Source organism: Pseudomonas sp. P108 (genome assembly GCF_032613195.1).
Lineage (GTDB): Bacteria > Pseudomonadota > Gammaproteobacteria > Pseudomonadales > Pseudomonadaceae > Aquipseudomonas.
The window spans coordinates 1,607,003-1,625,478 of record NZ_CP126691.1; the positions used below are offsets into that span (position 1 = coordinate 1,607,003).

An 18,476-nucleotide genomic window follows, 5' to 3' on the forward strand; every position below is an offset into this window, starting at 1 on the left:
GGTCGGTAACTTGGTTCGCGTCACTGATTTCCAGTGATCGGGTTTAGTAGCCCGGCATCCTCAATCTAAATAGCTGCATGAGTACCACTCAGTCAGGCGAATGCCTGCACCTGATGGTGGCTGTGCGCATGGCGCCCTCGGGTGCGCCGGATTTGGATTGGGGTCCGGTCTACTAACTTGCGCACAGCTGCCACCCATCCGTTTAGTAGCGAGATCGGTTGCGGCGTTACTAAAAGGTCTCAATCCAATGTTCAAAGTTACGCCCAATCCGCCGGAAACCGATCCGGCATCCCCCTACGAATCACCCAACTCAAAGAAATTTCACGAAGCCGCCGAACGCGCCCTCGACCACTATCTCAGCCCGACCGCGCAGATCATGGGTTCCACCCACGAACCCGAACCGATGTTCCTCGCCAACCCTAAGTACGACACCGAATCGCTACTGGCCAACGCCAGTGAAACCCTCGGCTCGGCCACCACCCTGCTCAACAACTTCGCCGCGCTGCTGGACACCTCACACCGCAAGACCGCACTCGGTATCGCGCAGGTTGTGATGTTGGGTGAATTGGCGGTGAATCAGGCCCTGGATCAGGTTGTGCCAGCGGGTTAACCCGATCGCTTTAAGAAGCCAAAGAAACCGGCCAATTAGTGCCGGTTTCTCGAGACTGCTACTTGGCAGTACGAATTCAGGCAAGTAGCCCGATGTTTTGGTCGATGCGTTGTTGAATGGTGCGCAAGGTTTCCTGGGTGATCACACCCGGATACAAACTTTCAGCCATGGCTGAGAATCGGCTAGCTACCTCGCAAAATCTGTCAATGATGTCGGCGGCCGTAGCGGCGTTTACTTCAGCCTCCACTGCAAGGTTGAGCAGGTTTTCTCTTCCAATTTCCAAGGCTTCACCCATCACGTCCATCTGGTGATAGCCTCCCGGCCCCTCGCAGAACGTGACGTCATAGGCCGGCGCTAATTTCCAGTCTCCGCCAGGCGACATGATGTAAGCAAAGTTCTTCGGATGGTCGTCTCGGTTGTTGAATGCGACATTGAAGACGATCCGCTCAAACGCTACGGCTTTCTCTCGTACGTCATTGCTGCACTTATGAGTCGCACGCAGGAAGTTGACGTAGTCCAGCGCCCCGGGGGATCTGAAATCCGCACCGGTAAAGGCTGCAAGACTCTGCATGGGCACCCGTAAGTCGTTTTGTCGGTCAAAGCGTTTGGTGGCAAAAGCGGCCATTCCCTCAGACAGGCTGAAATAACGAGTGTCGGGAGTCTGGATACCGCACAAGCGTAAACATTCGGCATAGACCATTTCGATGGCGCACACCTCGGGATGTTCTTGCTGAGCCGGAAACTTCACCAACCAGGCTTCGAAACCGGGAGTGGCAGCCGTAGTAAAGGCGTCAGTGTGCGGATCGCGATACACCAGCGCTTTGGGTCGGGCGCCCTGTGGAGAGCCTCCGACCAGTAGCAGTTTCTGGAGAAGCTCTCCACCTTTACCTTTGAGTACCTCCTGCACTTCGGATGCGAGCAACTCGATGGGAGCATGCATTTGCGGTTCCAGCGCCTCGGGTGCAACAGGTTCAAACGACATGGCCCCCATGGCATTGTTGCCAATGTAGGCTAGCCGCTCCAAAGGGCCTATTCGCGCGGGGTTGAGGCCTCGACGTTTGAACAATCGGTCCATCAGTAACATGCCCCAGCCATCCGGCAGCGAGTCATAAACCGGCCCAGGCAGTCCCAACTGATGTGACGGGAAATCCCGGTTTAACCTGGCTCCCTGTAATGGAAGCCTCAAGGAGGAGAGTTCCAGCCCTCTGTTTTTTGCCTCATCGCTGTACTCAAACATGACCTGCGGGCGACCGGTCAGGGCTTTCGTCGTAGCAAGTGTGCCCCACCGCCAACGTTCACCCCAGCCCGCGTAGTAGACGTCAACTTGTTCAAGCATTGTCGGCTTTCCTTTTGATGCGATGACGCTTGGCCGTCTTTTCGTAGCGAATGATATCGTCAAGAGTTTCGAGCCTTGGCAGAAACAATCCTTCGAGCTCCTTTTCGCGTCCGAGAACCATCGCCACTCGCACCATGTTGTCGAAACTCACATTACGACCGGCTTCAAGGTTTGACACCGTATTCGTCGCAATGCCCGCGCGAGCGGCCACGTCTGCTTGTGTCATCTCCAAGGCCAATCGTTCTGTGCGCAGGCGTTGGCAAGTCCGTTTGACGATCTCGCTCGCGGTAGTGAGGCTTGAATCCAGCATGTCGTGTGTACCGTCGGCGTTCATTTTTGATTGTCAGTACACAATATACTGTGGATTAAACCTAAAAATATCATTTAACTCACAAGAAAATGTAATTAGGTTTAATGGGTAGGATAGGCCAGCACGGGTTGACGCGCCAAGGTTCAACCCTGCTGCAAAACTTTCAGAGCCGCCGACGCCAGAAAACCCGAGCGGCTTTTTTCTTCCGGGTGATGCAACACATATTCATCAATGCGGTTGAGCAAGTGGCCCGGCAGGGTGATGTTGAGCTTTTGGGCCTTGCCCAAATACTTGAGCACATCGATATCCACCACGGCCCATGCACAACCGGCGTATTTCGGGTTGGCCACGTGCAGGCTCAGTTTGCTGGCCGCTGGAATGGGAGCGCCGTCGTCCGCGAGAATCTCGAAATGACCTTCGATGGCTTCGCGAGCCATGGCGACGGCATCGTCCAGATCCTCTCCGGCGGAAAAGCATCCAGGAATGTCCGGGACTTCTACACCCCAGGCGTGTTGGTCATCGCCAATTGAAATCGCAATCGGGTAGAGCATATTCGTTGTCCTCCATGGCGCAACTGACTCAGAGGGTCAAAGCAGCGCCTGCTGCAAAATACTGATGGCCGTTTTCTTCAGCAGATCTTTTTTCGGATGTGGCACGGTGACCAGTCCTGGTTTGGTCGGATGCTTGAAGTGATGGTGACTTCCTTTGATCCGTACCAGATACCAACCGTCTGCGACGAGTTGGCCGATTAGAAAACGGCTATTCACAACACCTCCCTGTGGTGTGTTTGGTGGGTACTATACCTATTGAGCTTTTATGATCAACACTATAACCACCGGACGGTCGTCGTCTCTGCTGTTAGATGGGGTGGCATAGCGCAGTTTAGGTAAGGCAGAAGCGATGGTGAGGTGGGTGTGTTACCGGGTTTTGCTTACGTTCATGTAGCGATCTTCCGCTGAAAAATAATGGAACACATCTTTTTCTGACATCACTGCTCGGACTGCTAACGTTGAACTCTAATGGGCGAAGGTCATGGACACTCAACGAGCCTGTTGAAAGGAAATCACCTCTCGATAAAGCCAGCGTAGCAATGCATGGACTTTGGCCATGTGATCGTCAGAAGGGAGTGAAACGGATGTCGACTCTAAAATTCAGCTATAGAGATGCAAAGGGCGATTTAAGTCAGCGGGAGCTGATTCAATGGTCAGAGAATTCGGTTTACATTCAAGGACGATCGGCCAGCGATACCTTTCCTAAAACCTATCGCAAGGATCGCATCATCGAAGTATTGCTTGGAGCTGAGCTGCTCTTAAATGAGGCCGCTCCTCCTTCTCCGAGGCTTCAGCACAATCGAAAGCCACCGGCGCTCGTTGCTTCAGAAGCCGCTTCGCAAAGGCCTGAACCGAAAATGTCACCGGGTAGGATCAATCAAATTCTTTTCACTGGATTCGCAGCTGCACAACGGGCTGAGCTTGAGCAAAAGGCACTGGAATATGGGTTGAAGGTCATGAGTACGGCAGGCAAGACGCTGACGTTTCTTTGCTATGGCGAAAATGCGGGGCCAACCAAAGTTTCCAAGGCGCTTGAGGCTGGAGCTTTCATCATCAACTCAGAGCAATTCTTGAATCTGGTCACAACGGGAGAAATCCCCTGAAGTCATCCCTGCGCTCAGCCTGCGCATTGAAACTGCACCAACCGCCGAATGCTTGTTACGTGCAACCAGCATCACCTCATTCTGCTTCTTGGGAGCTGCGGTCAGCACTTCACGGTAAACGCGCTTTTTTTTCGTGAGATTTCGCATTACGGATGAAGTCTGCGAATGGGCTCGCGTACTCCTCTTTGAATCCGATTGTCATGGAATTGCTCCGTCATTGATGCCAGGCATGGGCATCATTTCGTGCCTCGCATACTTCTCAAGGATTGTCGCTAGAGAGAAAAAAAGCGTACAGGTGGAGGGTGCATCTTCAACCTGCGGTGTGTTTCTGAATGGTTCTGCGCTGCCAAAGTGGCCAACCTCAAATCCCAGCCACAAAAAACCGGCTTTATAGGCCGGTTTTTTCTATCCCTGCATCCCCCGTCAAAAAACACAACGTGAGACCAAAATTTGAGTGGAGCGGGTAGAGGGAATCGAACCCTCGTCGGAAGCTTGGGAAGCTACTGTTCTACCATTAAACTATACCCGCTCAGAGCGGCTGACTTTGTACCAGACTCGGCCACGGATTTGAAGTTTTTCTTTTACTCATGAACGCTTTAAATCACTGAAATCGGTCAATCGCGGGCGAGCACTGCGGTGCGTAAAGCAAAATCCCAACCCCACAGCCTCGCTCGCGACGACTCTCTTTCAAATTGCCAATGCATGTTGATCCTGAACAAACGAGTAACGCGTTCGGCTGGTCTGCTGCGCCGGTTTCAGAAAGCCGAGCAGGGCGTTCTGGCTGTCGCGGCAGGCAGCCTTGTGTTCCATGTCGAGAAAGTGCCCGGTGGCTTGCAGCGTGGTAAACGTGCTCTGCGCCACGTGGTTGCCGAACAGGCGTGCGTCTTCGGCAGCGGTGTATTCGTCCCATTCGCCGTTGAGAAACAGCACCGGCACGTTGATCTTTTTCGCTGCATTCAGATAGCACTGCCGATCACTGTGCAGCACGTCGCTGATGTGGAAGTGCATCTGCCCGTATTCGTGCTCGGCCAAGCTGCTGACGTGGCGATAGTTGAAGCGCTTGAACAGTGACGGCAGGTGTTTGCCGATGGTGCTGTTGACCAGATGGCCGACGCGGTCGCCGTCGCGCTGGCCGAGGTAGTCGACGCCGCGTTCGAGGTAATCGAGCATGTGCGCGTTGATCACTGGCGAGAACGAGCTGATCACCGCCCGTTCGATGCGCCGTGGCTGGTGGGCGAGGGCGACCAGGGTCGCGGCGCCGCCCCAGGAGAACGACAGCACGTGTTCGGCGGCGAAGTGGTCGATGAGCTCCAGCAGAATCTGCCCTTCGACGTCCTTCGTCAGATGTTTCTCGTGGCGGTTGTGGGCTTTTGACCGACCCGCGTAGGGCTGGTCGTAGCAGACCACGTTGAATTGCGGGTGCAGGTTTTTCACAGTCTGTGCAAACGACGCAGTCGTGGCCATCGAGCCGTTGACCAGGATGATGGTCTTTTCTGCGGCGTCTGCGCGATAGAACTCCGTGTAAACCCGATACTGACCCTGTATATCCAGCACAGCGATTTCTGGCCTCATGTCATAAGACTCCTGGCAAGCAAGCGGGTATGCGCGCAAATAGAGATTGCACGAGCTTTGTGACAGGTAGGCATACGCCTGGAATTTACTTGGCCCATGTCGATCCATGACTGCGGTCGACGGGTATTGTTATTGGCGGGCAGTCTGCCGGCTGAGGCGGAGCCTTGAAGGCTCTCTACCGGCAAAAAGTTTCTTGGATGTCTGTTGTGACTCATCGGTCACATTCTGGCCGACGTCCTGATTCAAGCAGGGGAGTCGGGATCGCGCAAGTGCCGTTGGTAAATTGTTCGACAACTTCTGCTGAGCGGTCGCCGGCTTAGAACAAATGAATCTCTTCGGTGCGCAAAGCGCGGTACTCGCCCGGTTTTAGCGCGTTATCGAGGTGTAGCAGGCCCATCGATTCGCGGTGTAGGCGCAGGACTTTGTTGTTGAAGAAACCAAACATGCGCTTCACCTGATGGTAACGCCCCTCGACGATGCTCAGCCGCGCCGAGCGTGGCCCGAGCAGCTCCAACTGCGCAGGCTGTGTGGTCAGGTCTTCGAAGGCGAAGTAAATGCCCTTGGCAAAAGTGGTCGCATATTCTGCGCCAATCTCTTGCTCGGTCTCGACGTAGTAGACCTTCGGCGCTTTGGTCTGCGGCTGGGTCAGGCGGCGTGACCACGCGCCGTCGTTGGTGATCAACATCAGCCCGGTGGTGTTGAAGTCCAGGCGTCCGGCGATGTGCAGGTCGTCCTTGTCCGGTTCATCGATCAGGTCGAGCACGGTCGGATGCTGCGGATCACGGGTGGCGCTGACACAGCCCGGCGGCTTGTGCAGCATGAAGTAGCGCGCCGGTTTGCCGACTTGTAGCACTTCGTCATCGACTTCGACGCGGCTGAACTCGAGCACTTCACTGTGCGGGTCGCTGACGACTTTTCCGTCAATCCGCACGCGCTTTTCCACCAGCAACAGGCGAACCTGCTGACGGTTGTAGCGGGGCAGGTTGCTGAGGAAACGGTCGACGCGCATGTTCAGTGTTCGATGAATGAAGGGCCGCGCATCTTACGGGATCGGCCGCTTGGCCGCTTGCAGTTGCGCCTCGACCTGCGCGCAACGCGGGCACAGGCAGGATTGGTTACGCAGCGCTGGCGGCAGCGCTTCAAGCACGGCCGGATCGATGCTCACGCCATAGCACCAGCATTCGCGGTCGGCGGTGCGCGGGTCGGCCAGGCTGCAATCGTTGCGGGCGCCGCAGGCCGGGCAAAGGTCGGGTTTAACGTCGGAATCAGGCATAAGTCGAGTGAGGCATTTCCACGCAGGTGCGGTTGCGGCCGGTTTGTTTGGCTCGGTACATCGCATGATCGGCCCGCGACAGCAGGCTGTGCAAGGTGTCATCGCGTTGCAGGGTGGTGGCGCCGATGCTCACCGTCAGATGGAGGCGGTGGCCGTCGTAGGCATATTCGTGCTGTTCGACGTGTTGGCGGATCTTTTCGGCAATTTTCTGACCGGTGTCGCCGTCGGTGTCCTTCAGCAAAACGATAAATTCCTCACCGCCCCAGCGACAGACAATGTCGGCATGGCGCAGGCAACTTTGCAGATCGCGGGCAAAACCGATCAATACCTGATCGCCGGCCATATGTCCGTAGGTATCGTTCAACACTTTGAAGTGGTCGAGGTCGAGCAGCAACGCGGTCAGCGGTTTGGTTTCGCGTTGCGCTTCGTGCAGGGCTTGCGCGGCGAGAATGTCGAAGCCACGGCGGTTGGGCAGTTCGGTGAGACTGTCGAGAATGGCCTGAGCCTGGATTTTGCTTTGATAGCGTTTGATCACGCGGTTGAGCAGCGCCAGGACAATCAGCGTCACCAGCAGGCAGATCAGTAGGTTCAGGTACAGCGACTGACGGATTTCACTCAGGGCGCCGTCTTCGCGTTTATCGACGAACAGATACCAGTTCAGCTCCGGAATAAACCGCACGTTGAGAAAATGCCCCTGGCCGTGGGTGGAATATTCGTAGCTGCCGCTGTGCGGTTTCGGTAACTGGCTGACCAGACTTTTCATGCTCTCGAGTTCGCCGAGACTCTTGCCGATGTGCGCGCCTTCCGGACCGCCCCCGGCGCCGGTCAATACCAGTCGACCGAAGGTGTCGACGAAATACACGCTGCGTTGATAGCGCTGTTGATACTTGTCGATCAGCTTGATCACCGCGTCCACGGTCAGACCGACGCCTGCCGCGCCGATGAAGCGGTTGTGGTAGTCGTACACCTTGTAGTTGATGAAGAAGGTCAGGTTGTCCTTGTTGGCCAGATCCGGGTCGACGTTGATCTCGTAAGGATCCTTCATGTCGCGCACGCGGAAGTACCAGGCATCGCGCGGTTCGTCGACCTTGACCTGCTTCAGTACGCCTTTGGCGTGGTAGTAGGTGTGCGTGCTGTTGGAGACAAAGAACGCGGTGTAGGCGCCGTAGTGGGTCATGACCTCGTCGAGGTAGCGGGTCATCTGCTCGGGATTCTGCTCGCCGTTGACCACCCAGTCGCGCATAAAGGTGTCGCGGGACATCATCGAGGAAATCAGGATCGGCCTGACGAGGTCTTTCTGGATTTCCGAGTACACCGTGTCTGAGGTCAGCGGCAGCTCGGTGTTGACGATGTTGTCGCGGATCGACGCGCGGGAGGCGTAGTAGCTGAGCAACGACGTGGCGAGGAACCCGGCGCCGAGCAGGGCGATCAGCGTCAGGACCAGCGAGCGTTGCGAGTACAGGGGAGAACGAAGCGGCATGGCAGTTCCGTTGGCAGTGGCCCGATGGCATGCATTCTAGTGGGATGGCCGGGAAAACACTGCGGGATTTATGCCTGAAATGGCGGGGGATATGACGTTGAGGGTGTGTCTGGAGGATCGCTCCCTCACCCCAGCCCTCTCCCGGAGGGAGAGGGAGCTAGATTGTGGTGAATTCAAAAATTGTGTTCGGCTCGGTATCACCGAATGGCAACTATCTTAAAGACACCCCGGTCAGTTCTCTCTCCCTCAGGAGTGAGGGCTGAATTGTGGTGATTTCAAAAACTGAGTTCGACGGGTTATCACTGAATGGCAAGCACCTGACAAACACCTCGGTCAGTCCCCTCTCCCTCTGGGAGAGGGCTAGGGTGAGGGCTGGTTTCTGGATCAGTTGCGAGTTTCAAGATACGCCCGCCAGCCCCCCAAATGGCTGATGTCCAGCGCACCCTCAAGACCATACGGCTCACAAATAAATCCGCTTTCCCAACGCCCATCCGCCAGTTGCACCTTGCCCAATCCAAGCGGCGCCGGAATCCCGGTGAGGAACGAGCCCAACTCACTGCTCGGCAATTCCCACACCTCCACCGCAATCGCCACACCGCCATCCTTCACTCGCACCATCCCCGGCCGCAATGGCGGGCCGCCGGCCAACGCATACAGTTGATAGTCCGGCGAACTCAATGTCGTTTCCAGCAAGCGCCCACCCCGCTGAGTCAGTTGCCAATTCAACGCCAATCCTTGCAGATGCGCACCACACACGACGATGCGTGCGCGATCATGGCGCGCTGCGTTCGCAGGCGTGGGCAATGCCGTGTTCTGCTGACGCTGCAGCGCATCCGCCACGCTCAGCAGATATTGATCGGTGAACGCCCGGCCAAACAGCGTCACGCCCCACGGCAATCCATTGGCCATAAACCCGCTCGGCACGGCGACGGCGGCGTAGTCGAGCAGGTTCATGAAGTTGGTGTAGTAACCCAGTTCGGAGTTGCGCAGCACCGGTTCGGCGTGCAGTTCGGCCAGCGTCACCGGGCGGCCGATGGTGGGTGTGAGCACGCAGTCGAGGACTTCGAGGGCCTGATCGCACAGCGCTTTCAAAGCTTGCAGCCGATACTGCGCGCGGAAGGTCTGCACGCCCGTCACCGCCGGGGCCTTGGCCAGTACGGCGCGGATCACCGGTAAAACGGCCGCGGGATTTTTCTCCATCAACTCACCCGCCACGCTATAGCGCTCGGCAACCCACGGCCCTTCGTAAAGCAAACGCGCGGCTTCAAGGAATGGCGACAGGTCCAGTTCGATCGCTTCGCCACCCAAGGCCTTGAGTTGATCGATGGCGTCGCCGAACAACAGCGGCCCTTCGACGCAACCGAAAAACTCAAGATCCTGCGCACGCGGCACACCGAAACGAAATGCGCGTGGCGCACCAAACGCCGAGCCGTCATTCCACGATGGATTGCGGCGGCTGTACTCATCGCGCGGATCAAATTTTGCCGTCAGCGCCAGCAACTGACTAGCCTCACGCGCAGTGGCGGTAAACGTGGTCACGCAATCCAGCGTGCGACACGCCGGCAGCACTCCAGCGGTGGAGATCAGCCCTTTGCTCGCTTTCAATCCAACCAGATTGTTCAGCGCCGCCGGCACCCGACCGGAGCCTGCGGTATCGGTGCCCAAGGCAAAACTCGCCACGCCCAACGCCACCGCCAGCGACGATCCGGCGCTGGAGCCACCGGACGGATATTCCGTCAGCACGCTGTTCGGGCACGCGCCATACGGCGAGCGGCTGCCGTTGAGTCCCGTGGCAAATTGATCGAGATTGGTCTTGCCCAGCGGAATCGCACCCAACGCAATCAACTGCTCGACGAGGGTCGCCGAGCGCTCCGGCACATAAGCAAAGTCCGGGCACGCGGCGGTGGTCGGTATGCCGGCCAGATCGATGTTGTCCTTGATCGCAAACGGCACGCCGTACAGCGGCAGGCTGTCGAGCTCGCGACCGTCGAGGGCGGCAAGGTAGGGCTCCAGTTCTGCGACGCTGAGCAGATGAATGAACAGGTGATAATCCGGGTTCAGCGCGGCGGCTTTCTCGCGCAGTTTCGGCAGCAGTTGACGTGGTGTGGTGTCGCCATTGCGATAGGCCTTGCGCAGAACATCGAGTTGCAGATTCATGAGTAGATCCTTATCCAATTGGCTTCAGTCGAGTTCCAGCACCACGACCCGTTGTCCGGCGCGCACCGCTGAACCGGGTTGCACGCGAATCTCGCGCACCACCCCGGCCAGCGGCGCGAGTACCGGGATTTCCATTTTCATCGACTCGAGAATCACCAGCACGTCGCCTGCTGCGACGCGACTGCCGGCCTCGACCTGCACCTGCCAGAGATTGCCGGCAATGTGGCTGTCGACGCTGTGTTCACCCTCGGCCAATGGCGCGTCTTCGGCGGATGGCGCCACGGCTTCTTCGCTATCGAAATGCGCCTGACCGCTGGCGATCCAGCGTTCGCGCTCGGCATTGAATGCGCCTTGTTGCTGAGCACGAAACGCGCTGATGCTCTCGGCTTCACGATTGAGAAACGCCTGATACTCGGCGAGGTTGAGTTGGCTGTGTTCGATGTTCAGATCGAAGCGGCCCAGCGGAAAATCGCGGCGGATGCGCAGCAGTTCTTCGGCGCTGACCGGATAGAAGCGAATCTGATCGAAGAAGCGCAGCAGCCACGGTTTGCCGTCGAACGCGGCGACTTCGCGATAGCGGTTCCACATCTGCAAGGTGCGCCCGACAAACTGATAACCGCCCGGGCCTTCCATGCCGTACACGCACAGGTAGGCGCCGCCGATGCCTACCGAGTTTTCGGCGGTCCAGGTGCGTGCCGGGTTGTATTTGGTAGTCACCAAACGATGGCGCGGGTCGAGCGGTGTGGCCACCGGCGCACCGAGATAGACATCGCCGAGCCCCATCACCAGATAGCTTGCATCGAATACCGTGCGCTGCACTTCGTCGAGGTTCGGCAGGTCGTTGATACGGCGGATGAACTCCAGATTGCTCGGGCACCACGGCGCGTCCTTGCGCACGGTGGTCATGTATTTCTCGATGGCCAACTGGCAGGCCGGGTCGTCCCAGGACAGCGGCAAATGGACGATGCGTGACGGTACTTGCAGGTCGTTGGCGGCGCACACCGCGTCCCATTCGCCGGCGACGATGCCGAGCAGATCGGCGAGTGGCAGCTGCTCGGGCTGGTAGTGGATTTGCAGCGAGCGGATACCGGGGGTGAGGTCGATCACGCCGTGCAAGGATTTGTGTTCCAGCGCTTGCATGAGGGCGTGGGCGCGGAAGCGCAGGACGAGGTTGAGTTCAGGCTCGCCGATTTCCAACAACAAATGCGTATCCCCGGAGACCCGCGCAACAAGCCGCACATCCCCCTGACCCAACGCCAGCACCACAGGCGACAAAAGCCCCTGTAGGAGTGAGCCTGCTCGCGATGAGGCCAGTTCAGGCACCGCATCAACTTCATCGCGAGCAGGCTCACTCCTACATTGATCCCATTTCAGGGCGAGATCGCGGGCGGTTTCGAGATTGACCGGGATGAACTGGATTTTGTCGCCCGCCTTGAGCTGTCCAAGCTGCCACAGATCCGCTTCGATCACCGTCACCGGGCACACGAACCCGCCAAGGCTCGGGCCATCCGGGCCGAGGATGACCGGCATGTCCCCGGTGAAATCCACCGCGCCGATGGCATACGGATTGTCGTGAATATTCGATGGATGCAACCCGGCCTCGCCACCGTCGGCTCGCACCCATTCCGGCTTCGGCCCGATCAGGCGGACACCGGTGCGGCTGGAGTTGAAATGCACTTCCCACTGGGTTTCAAAAAAAGTGCCGATATAATTTTCGGTGAAATATTCCGGCGCAGCGTGCGGGCCGTAAATCACCCGAATCTGCCGCACCGCCGGCAACTCGCAAATGTGCTGGAGTGCCAGTTGTTGACCGCTGCTACGGTCAGTCAGCGCAGGGATATGCAACACATCCCCGGCACGCAACGCCCGCCCGCCATGCCCACCAAACTGGCCAAGGGTGAAGGTGCTTTTACTGCCCAGATAATCCGGCACCTGCAAACCACCGCGCAGGCACAGATAACTGCGTGCCCCGGCGCCGCTGATGCTGCCCAGATGCAACGTCGCGCCCGCCGGGATCAGCAGGGCGGTGTTCATCGGCACGCTTTCGCCCTCAAGTGTCAAGGCAATCGGCGCGCCGGTCACCGCGATCACTGCTGCACAGTTGAAGCGCAGCAACGGCCCGCTCATGGTGATTTCCAGCGCCGCCGCGCCTTCAGCGTTGCCGAGCAAGCGATTGCCCAGACGCAATGCGCGGCTGTCCATCGGCCCCGACGGCGGCACACCAACGGCCCAATAACCGAGGCGGCCGGGATAGTCCTGCACGCTGGTTTGTGTGCCGGCGCTGAGCACTTCGAAAGTGTTGGCGCGATAAACCAGACCTTCCAGACAACGGGTCCACGGCTCACCGCTGGCGAACGGAGTGTCGAGGAGAATCTGCCGCAGGTAATCGCGGTTGGTTTCCACGCCGTACAACAGACTGCCGCCTAACGCTTGATGCAACTCGGCGCGCGCCTGTTCACGGGTCGGCGCCCAGGTGATGAGCTTGGCGATCATCGGATCGAAATACGGCGGAATCTCGCAGCCGGCCTCGACCCAGGTATCGATGCGCAACTGAATACCGTTGGCCAGGGGGAATTCCACCGCCGTCAGCAGACCTGGGCTCGGCTGGAAGTCGCGCCCCGGATCCTCCGCGTACAGCCGCGCCTGAATCGCATGGCCTTCAGGTTTCAGCTGGTGATACAACTCGCTCAGCGGCGGCAGATCACCGGCGGCCAGCTCAACCATCCAGCGCACCAGATCCACCCCCCAGACCTGTTCGGTCACACCATGCTCCACCTGCAGCCTGGTGTTCACTTCGAGAAAATAGAAGCGCTGCGCCTCGCTGTCGAAAACGAATTCCACCGTGCCGGCGCTGCGATAACTCACGGCTTTCGCCAGTTTGATCGCCGCCGCGCACAGCTCATCAGCCATGCCGCCCGGCAGGTTCGGCGCCGGGGTTTCTTCGAGGACTTTCTGATTGCGCCGCTGCACCGAGCAGTCGCGCACGCCGAGGGCGATGACCTCACCGCGACCGTCGCCGAACACCTGCACTTCCAGATGCCGGGCGCGCTGGATGTATTTTTCGATGAACACCCCGGCGTCGCTGAAGTTGTTCTGGCCGAGTCGTTTCACCGCTTCGAACGACTCGCTCAGTTCGCTGGCGCTACGGCACACGCGCATGCCGATGCCGCCACCGCCAGCGGTGCTTTTCAGCATCACCGGGTAGCCGACCTGTTCGCCTGCGATCAGCGCGGCGTCGAGGCTGTCGAGCAGTTCGGTGCCTTCGAGCATGGGCACGCCGTGCTGTTTGGCCAGCGCGCGGGCGGTGTGCTTGAGGCCGAACACGCGAAGTTGCTCCGGCGTCGGGCCGATGAAGGCGATGTTGTGCGCTTCGCAGGCTTCGGCGAACGCAGCGTTTTCCGAGAGAAATCCGTAGCCGGGATGGATCGCCGTGGCGCCGCTTTGTTTGGCAATGGCGAGGATCTTTTCGACGGCCAGATAAGTGCCGGCAGCAGCGCCTTCACCGAGGCTGTGCGCTTCATCGGCGTGGAGGATGTGCAGGCTGGCGGCGTCGGCTTCGGAATACACCGCCACACCTTTGACCTGCAGTGCAGCGAGGGTGCGCAGGATGCGGCAGGCGATGGCGCCACGGTTGGCGATGAGGACTTTTTCGAACATGGCATAACCCCTGAAGGGGAAGCGGGCCGTCCCGCTGTTTTTCGACAGACATCCGGGCCGTCCCGGATGAAAAAACCACTTCACTCAAACCCATCACAACCCCCCTGTGGGAGCGAGCCTGCTCGCGAAGGCGGTGGATCAGCCACATCAATGCTGTATGACACACCGCATTCGCGAGCAGGCTCGCTCCCACAGGGTTTAGGGGTGTTTGGGGGATTTCAGGCACTGCCCGGAGCGCGCCTGGCACAGGGCGAAAAGCCAACGGCGCAGTCGATTTAAATTCAGTTCCATACCAGCAGCTCCGCAGGTGTCGGGTTATAGGCGTTGCACGGGTTGTTCAACTGCGGACAGTTGGAAATCAGCACGATCACGTCCATCTCGGCACGTAAATCGACGTACTTGCCCGGCGCAGAAATCCCGTCCTCGAAGGTCAGCCCGCCATCCGCCGTGACAGGCACATTCATGAAGAAATTGATGTTCGGCCCGATGTCGCCTTTGCCCAGTCGCCCGTCATGCACACAGGCGCGCAGGTAGTTGTCGCGGCAGCTGTGCATGTAGCGTTTTTCCAGGGCGTAGCGCACGGTGTTGCTCTCTTGCGCGCAGGCACCGCCGAGGGTGTCGTGGCGTCCGCAAGTGTCGGCGACGATGGTCAGCATCGCGTGGCCGAGGTTGGAATACAGCACGCTGCCGGTGTTCAGGTAGACGCTGTTCTGCCGTCGCAAGGTGCGCTGCACGTCGTAGCGTTCCTTGGGATTGGCGAGGCTGTAGAACAACGTATCGACGGCCTGATTGCCTTCCAGGTCGAGGATGCGCAGGGTCTGGCCAGCCTTGACCTCCATCAGCCAGGGTTCACCGGCCGGGATCGTGGCGCGGTACACCGCTGTGTCGGGTTGGTTTTGCGAAGTGGCGATAGCAACTGACATGGCAGCGATCCTCAGGCGAACAAACGGTCGGTGTTGATAAAGCCGCGCTCATTTTCCGGGCGCGAGGTGCGGCAGTGTTCGGCGACGCTGGCGTCGGCGTTCATCCAGCTCAGCTTCAGCGGTTTTGGCGCGTATTCCGGCGCCGGATCCATCGGGTGTTGCAGCGCGGTGAGCACCACCAGCGTGTCCATCGGTGCGTACAGTTCGATGTAATCGCCAGCCTTGGAATTGCCCTCGATGAAATGGAAGCGCCCGGCCTCATCGACGTTCACGCGGCTGAACAGATTGAGCGTCATCAGCAGATCGGACAGGCCCAGCCCCCACTTGCCGAGCTCCACCAGCAGGTTGTCGGTGCCGTTGCGGAAGAAGCCGTTGCGCAGTTCCTGATAGCGGCCCTGGCCGTACTTTTGTGCAACTTCTTCGGCGCAGAGCACGCCGCCGAGGCTGTCGCTCCAGCCGCAGGTGTCGGCGGTGATTGCGGCGAGTACGCGGCCCATGTCCGAGTACAGGCAGTGGCCGCTGGTGAGCTTGGCGGTATGTTGGCATTTGAGGCTGTCGGGCAGGTTCAGCCGTTCGGTTTTTTCATTGGCGTTGAGCAGGGTCAGGCTGACGTTGGCGCCGCCGCGCAGATCGGTCAGGCGCAGCAATTGGCCGCGCTTCAGCACGAACGAACGGTGGCCGCCGCCGGGGAGCATTTCTTCGGCGAACGGTGGAAATAGTTGGGTCGAATCGGTCATCGGTTTATTCATCGGAGCAGTCCTCTCAAGCGGTGCGAAGGGCGCCTGCCAGTGGTAGCGGCAGGGCATCGACGGCGGCGCGTTGGGCGCGGCGGTCGCTGTTCAAAGGGATGTCGTAGGTGATGCGTGCGCCATAGGCGCCGGGGGCGTGCGGGTCGAGGCGAACCTTGTCGAACACCAGCAGACGCGTGCCGAGGCTGAAGCCTTCGGACAGATCATGGGTGACCATGAACACCGTCAGTTTCGTCTCGCGCCACAACTCCAGCAGCAACGCGTGCATGTCTTTGCGGATGCCCGGATCGAGCGCGCCGAACGGTTCGTCGAGTAGCAACACGCGCGGTTTCATGATCAGCGCCTGGGCAATCGCCAAGCGTTGCTGCATGCCGCCGGACAACTGCGCCGGGTACTTGTCCAGCGCATGGCCGAGGCCGACTTTGTCCAGCAATGCCGCAGCCTGTTCGCGCGCGTCACGTTTGCCGCTGCCGAACAACCGCCCCAGTAACGGCACACGCGGCAGTTCAAGGCCGAGGGCGACGTTGTCGAGCACGCTTAAATGCGGGAACACCGAGTAGCGCTGAAACACCACGCCACGACTGGCATCCGGTTCGCTGGCCAGCGCTTGACCGTCGAGCAGAATCTCGCCGCGACTCGCCGTTTCCTGACCGAGCAGCAGGCGCAGGAAGGTCGATTTGCCGCAACCGGACGCGCCGACCAAAGTGCAGAATTCACCCTCGTTGACGCTCAGGTTCAAGCCTTCCAGCACCACCTGATCGGCGTATTGCTGCCAGACGTTTTTTACCGTGATGAAGCTCATTTGGCCGCCCCCTCATACCAAGGGAATGCGCGACGAGTCAGATGTTTCAGGCCCCAATCCATCAGCCAAGCGAGGAGGGTGATCCACACCACGTACGGCAGGATCACGTCCATCGCCAGATAACGCCGCACCAGAAAAATCCGGTAGCCGAGACCGTCGGTGGAGGCGATCGCTTCAGCGGCAATCAGGAACAACCACGCCGAACCGAGCATCAGCCGCAACGAGATCAACAAACGCGGCAGCAGTTGCGGCAGCACCACGCGCAGCATCAGCGTCCAGGTCGAGGCGCCGAGGGTCTGCGCCTTGATCAGCAGTTCGACGGGGATTTCCCGCGCGCGCTGTTCCAGATCGCGAGCGAGGGCAGGGGTGATGCCGATCACGATCAGCATGACTTTCGACAACTCGCCCAAACCGAAAACGATGAACAGAATCGGCAGGATCGCCAAGGGCGGCACCATCGACAGCACCGTCAACAGTGGCGACAAAGGTGCACCGAACAGCGGCAGCGTGCCGGCGGCGATGCCCAGGCACAGCCCGGCCAGCGCAGCAATACCGAGGCCGATGGCCAGGCGTCGCAGACTCGACGCGGTGTCTTGCCATAACAGGTAGTCACCGGTGCGGCTGTCGGCATTGAAGGCCAGACGTTTCACCGCGTCGGTCATCTGCACGGCGCTGGGCAGCAGTTTGTCGTTGGGGTTGTCCGCCAGGCGCTCGGCCGAGCCCATGAAGTAGGCGAACAGCAGCAGGGCGAACGGCAGGATCACCAGCAACAGGCGACTGGGGCGATCCGGGTGGCGATTGATCAGGCGCATGGCCAAATCCTCCGTGGCTTACAGCTTGGCGTCGGCGGCCATCTGCACGTAGGTCGGATCGAAACGCAGCTTGAGGTTGCCGGTATCACCACTGGTCACGCCGTTGGCGAACGCCATGCCGACCGCGCTGGTGTCTTTCGCGCCTTCGCCGAGCAAGCCATGCTGAAACGAAAACTCGGCGACTTTGCGCATGGTTTCCGGCAGTTGTTTGCTGGTGGCGAAACTCAGCGCTTCGCTCGGTGTGGCGAACAGTTTGGTGGTGTCGAGTTGCGCCTGGAATCCCGCCAGATCAGTGCCTGAGGCCTTGGCCATGTGTTCCAGTGCGGCTTTGCTTGCAGCGTTCTTGGCGTTCATCAGCTCGACTACTTCGAACCACGCCCCGGTCAGGGCTTTGCCCAGCGCCGGGTTGTCTTTGAGGGTGGTGCTGTTGACCACCATCATGTCCATGATCTCGCCGGGAATCTGGCTGGAGTTGAACACTTCGGTCACGCCCGGTTTGGCCTTGATGTCCGAGAGCATCGGGTTCCAGGTCGTCACGGCGTTGACTTGTGCGGTGTTGAACGCAGCGGAGATGTCGGCGTCGGAGGTGTTGACCACTTTCAGGTCTTTCTCGGTCAGGTCGACCGAATCCAGCGCGCGGGCCAGCAGGTAGTGCGAAACCGACAGCTCGACCAGATTGACGTCCATGCCCTTGAGGTCGGCGACTTTCTTGCCGTCGCCCTTGAGGACGATGCCGTCGTTGCCGTTGGAGAAGTCGCTGACGATCAGCGCGGTGCTGTCGACGCCGCCGGCGGCTGGAATGGTCAGTGCGTCCATGTTGGTCATGGTGCAGCCGTCGAACTGGCCGGCGGTGTACTGGTTGATCGATTCGACGTAGTCATTGAGCTGTACGACGTCGATCTTGATGCCGTACTTCTTCGCCCATTTGTCGACAATGCCCTGGCTGCCGGCGTATTCCCATGGCATCCAGCCGGCATAAATCGTCCAGCACACGCTGAAGTGATCTTTCTGGGCGGCGGGGGCTTGGCTGCTGATGAGCGCGGCGAACGCGGCGGCGAGCAGGGCGGGCAAACGTAGTCGGGTCATGGTGGGTTCTCCAGTTGATCAAGGGCGGACAGGAAGGCAACGCGGCACCGCGAAC

Annotated in this window: 17 protein-coding genes and 1 tRNA gene; 2 read left to right on the forward strand and 16 right to left on the reverse strand. The window is 59.2% G+C overall.

The window, feature by feature from the left end; genetic code table 11:
* The first annotated feature begins 247 nt into the window (after positions 1-247).
* Complete coding sequence (locus QOM10_RS07060; RefSeq protein WP_316917795.1) at positions 248-610, forward strand: DUF6124 family protein; 363 nt, start codon at positions 248-250, stop codon at positions 608-610.
* 76 nt (positions 611-686) lie between these two features.
* On the opposite strand, the gene QOM10_RS07065 is transcribed toward QOM10_RS07060, so the two are convergent.
* From QOM10_RS07065 to QOM10_RS07080, 4 genes are all read right to left on the reverse strand, one after another.
* Positions 687-1,946: a type II toxin-antitoxin system HipA family toxin gene (locus QOM10_RS07065; protein ID WP_127926174.1), complete on the reverse strand. Its 1,260-nt coding sequence runs from the start codon at positions 1,944-1,946 to the stop codon at positions 687-689.
* Positions 1,939-2,256: a helix-turn-helix domain-containing protein gene (locus QOM10_RS07070; protein WP_127930362.1), complete on the reverse strand. Its 318-nt coding sequence runs from the start codon at positions 2,254-2,256 to the stop codon at positions 1,939-1,941. The genes QOM10_RS07065 and QOM10_RS07070 overlap by 8 nt, the downstream gene beginning before the upstream one ends.
* Before the next feature lie 143 nt (positions 2,257-2,399).
* Positions 2,400-2,807 carry a type II toxin-antitoxin system HicB family antitoxin gene (locus tag QOM10_RS07075; RefSeq protein ID WP_127926175.1) on the reverse strand — a complete coding sequence of 136 codons (408 nt, stop codon included), beginning with the start codon at positions 2,805-2,807 and terminating at the stop codon, positions 2,400-2,402.
* A gap of 36 nt (positions 2,808-2,843) precedes the next feature.
* Positions 2,844-3,023, reverse strand: a complete 180-nt coding sequence (locus tag QOM10_RS07080) for a type II toxin-antitoxin system HicA family toxin (protein ID WP_095049193.1) — start codon at positions 3,021-3,023, stop codon at positions 2,844-2,846.
* 368 nt (positions 3,024-3,391) lie between these two features.
* On the opposite strand from QOM10_RS07080, the gene QOM10_RS07085 reads away from it, so the two are divergent.
* A complete protein-coding gene (locus QOM10_RS07085; protein ID WP_127926176.1) occupies positions 3,392-3,910 on the forward strand; it encodes a BRCT domain-containing protein in 519 nt (172 codons plus the stop codon).
* A 455-nt stretch (positions 3,911-4,365) separates the two neighbouring features.
* Here QOM10_RS07085 and QOM10_RS07090 read toward each other — a convergent pair.
* The 12 genes from QOM10_RS07090 to QOM10_RS07145 form a co-directional block, all read right to left on the reverse strand.
* A tRNA-Gly gene (locus tag QOM10_RS07090) sits at positions 4,366-4,439 on the reverse strand.
* Positions 4,440-4,597: 158 nt separating this feature from the next.
* Positions 4,598-5,482, reverse strand: a complete 885-nt coding sequence (locus QOM10_RS07095) for an alpha/beta fold hydrolase (RefSeq protein WP_007911470.1) — start codon at positions 5,480-5,482, stop codon at positions 4,598-4,600.
* A 316-nt stretch (positions 5,483-5,798) separates the two neighbouring features.
* Positions 5,799-6,491: a pseudouridine synthase gene (locus QOM10_RS07100; protein WP_127926177.1), complete on the reverse strand. Its 693-nt coding sequence runs from the start codon at positions 6,489-6,491 to the stop codon at positions 5,799-5,801.
* A gap of 33 nt (positions 6,492-6,524) precedes the next feature.
* Entirely contained in the window at positions 6,525-6,755 is a 231-nt protein-coding gene (locus QOM10_RS07105) for a cysteine-rich CWC family protein (protein ID WP_127926178.1), read from the reverse strand.
* The gene (locus tag QOM10_RS07110; RefSeq protein WP_316917796.1) at positions 6,748-8,235 is read right to left on the reverse strand and encodes a sensor domain-containing diguanylate cyclase; all 1,488 of its coding nucleotides are present in this window, start codon (positions 8,233-8,235) and stop codon (positions 6,748-6,750) included. The genes QOM10_RS07105 and QOM10_RS07110 overlap by 8 nt, the downstream gene beginning before the upstream one ends.
* 384 nt (positions 8,236-8,619) lie before the next feature.
* Positions 8,620-10,392 carry an allophanate hydrolase gene (gene atzF / locus QOM10_RS07115; protein WP_316917797.1) on the reverse strand — a complete coding sequence of 591 codons (1,773 nt, stop codon included), beginning with the start codon at positions 10,390-10,392 and terminating at the stop codon, positions 8,620-8,622.
* Between the two features lie 24 nt (positions 10,393-10,416).
* Positions 10,417-14,049 (reverse strand): urea carboxylase, encoded by a 3,633-nt coding sequence (uca, locus tag QOM10_RS07120; RefSeq protein WP_316917798.1) that lies wholly within the window; start codon positions 14,047-14,049, stop codon positions 10,417-10,419.
* 281 nt (positions 14,050-14,330) lie between these two features.
* The gene (locus QOM10_RS07125; protein WP_316917799.1) at positions 14,331-14,972 is read right to left on the reverse strand and encodes an urea amidolyase associated protein UAAP2; all 642 of its coding nucleotides are present in this window, start codon (positions 14,970-14,972) and stop codon (positions 14,331-14,333) included.
* Between the two features lie 11 nt (positions 14,973-14,983).
* Positions 14,984-15,709: an urea amidolyase associated protein UAAP1 gene (locus QOM10_RS07130; RefSeq protein WP_316918368.1), complete on the reverse strand. Its 726-nt coding sequence runs from the start codon at positions 15,707-15,709 to the stop codon at positions 14,984-14,986.
* A gap of 25 nt (positions 15,710-15,734) precedes the next feature.
* Entirely contained in the window at positions 15,735-16,523 is a 789-nt protein-coding gene (locus QOM10_RS07135; protein WP_316917800.1) for an ABC transporter ATP-binding protein, read from the reverse strand.
* Entirely contained in the window at positions 16,520-17,335 is an 816-nt protein-coding gene (locus QOM10_RS07140; protein ID WP_127926184.1) for an ABC transporter permease, read from the reverse strand. The genes QOM10_RS07135 and QOM10_RS07140 overlap by 4 nt, the downstream gene beginning before the upstream one ends.
* Before the next feature lie 18 nt (positions 17,336-17,353).
* Positions 17,354-18,421, reverse strand: coding sequence for a putative urea ABC transporter substrate-binding protein (locus tag QOM10_RS07145; protein WP_127926185.1), 1,068 nt, complete (start codon positions 18,419-18,421; stop codon positions 17,354-17,356).
* Positions 18,422-18,476 lie beyond the last annotated feature (55 nt).

Excerpts from the sequence above, each read along its gene's own strand:
- QOM10_RS07060 (WP_316917795.1), top strand. The coding sequence starts at position 248 with ATGTTCAAAGTTACGCCCAATCCGCCGGAAACCGATCCGGCATCCCCC.
- QOM10_RS07065 (WP_127926174.1), bottom strand. The coding sequence starts at position 1,946 with ATGCTTGAACAAGTTGACGTCTACTACGCGGGCTGGGGTGAACGTTGG.
- QOM10_RS07070 (WP_127930362.1), bottom strand. The coding sequence starts at position 2,256 with ATGCTGGATTCAAGCCTCACTACCGCGAGCGAGATCGTCAAACGGACT.
- QOM10_RS07075 (WP_127926175.1), bottom strand. The coding sequence starts at position 2,807 with ATGCTCTACCCGATTGCGATTTCAATTGGCGATGACCAACACGCCTGG.
- QOM10_RS07085 (WP_127926176.1), top strand. The coding sequence starts at position 3,392 with ATGTCGACTCTAAAATTCAGCTATAGAGATGCAAAGGGCGATTTAAGT.
- QOM10_RS07095 (WP_007911470.1), bottom strand. The coding sequence starts at position 5,482 with ATGAGGCCAGAAATCGCTGTGCTGGATATACAGGGTCAGTATCGGGTT.
- QOM10_RS07100 (WP_127926177.1), bottom strand. The coding sequence starts at position 6,491 with ATGCGCGTCGACCGTTTCCTCAGCAACCTGCCCCGCTACAACCGTCAG.
- QOM10_RS07105 (WP_127926178.1), bottom strand. The coding sequence starts at position 6,755 with ATGCCTGATTCCGACGTTAAACCCGACCTTTGCCCGGCCTGCGGCGCC.
- QOM10_RS07110 (WP_316917796.1), bottom strand. The coding sequence starts at position 8,235 with ATGCCGCTTCGTTCTCCCCTGTACTCGCAACGCTCGCTGGTCCTGACG.
- atzF (WP_316917797.1), bottom strand. The coding sequence starts at position 10,392 with ATGAATCTGCAACTCGATGTTCTGCGCAAGGCCTATCGCAATGGCGAC.
- uca (WP_316917798.1), bottom strand. The coding sequence starts at position 14,049 with ATGTTCGAAAAAGTCCTCATCGCCAACCGTGGCGCCATCGCCTGCCGC.
- QOM10_RS07125 (WP_316917799.1), bottom strand. The coding sequence starts at position 14,972 with ATGTCAGTTGCTATCGCCACTTCGCAAAACCAACCCGACACAGCGGTG.
- QOM10_RS07130 (WP_316918368.1), bottom strand. The coding sequence starts at position 15,709 with ATGACCGATTCGACCCAACTATTTCCACCGTTCGCCGAAGAAATGCTC.
- QOM10_RS07135 (WP_316917800.1), bottom strand. The coding sequence starts at position 16,523 with ATGAGCTTCATCACGGTAAAAAACGTCTGGCAGCAATACGCCGATCAG.
- QOM10_RS07140 (WP_127926184.1), bottom strand. The coding sequence starts at position 17,335 with ATGCGCCTGATCAATCGCCACCCGGATCGCCCCAGTCGCCTGTTGCTG.
- QOM10_RS07145 (WP_127926185.1), bottom strand. The coding sequence starts at position 18,421 with ATGACCCGACTACGTTTGCCCGCCCTGCTCGCCGCCGCGTTCGCCGCG.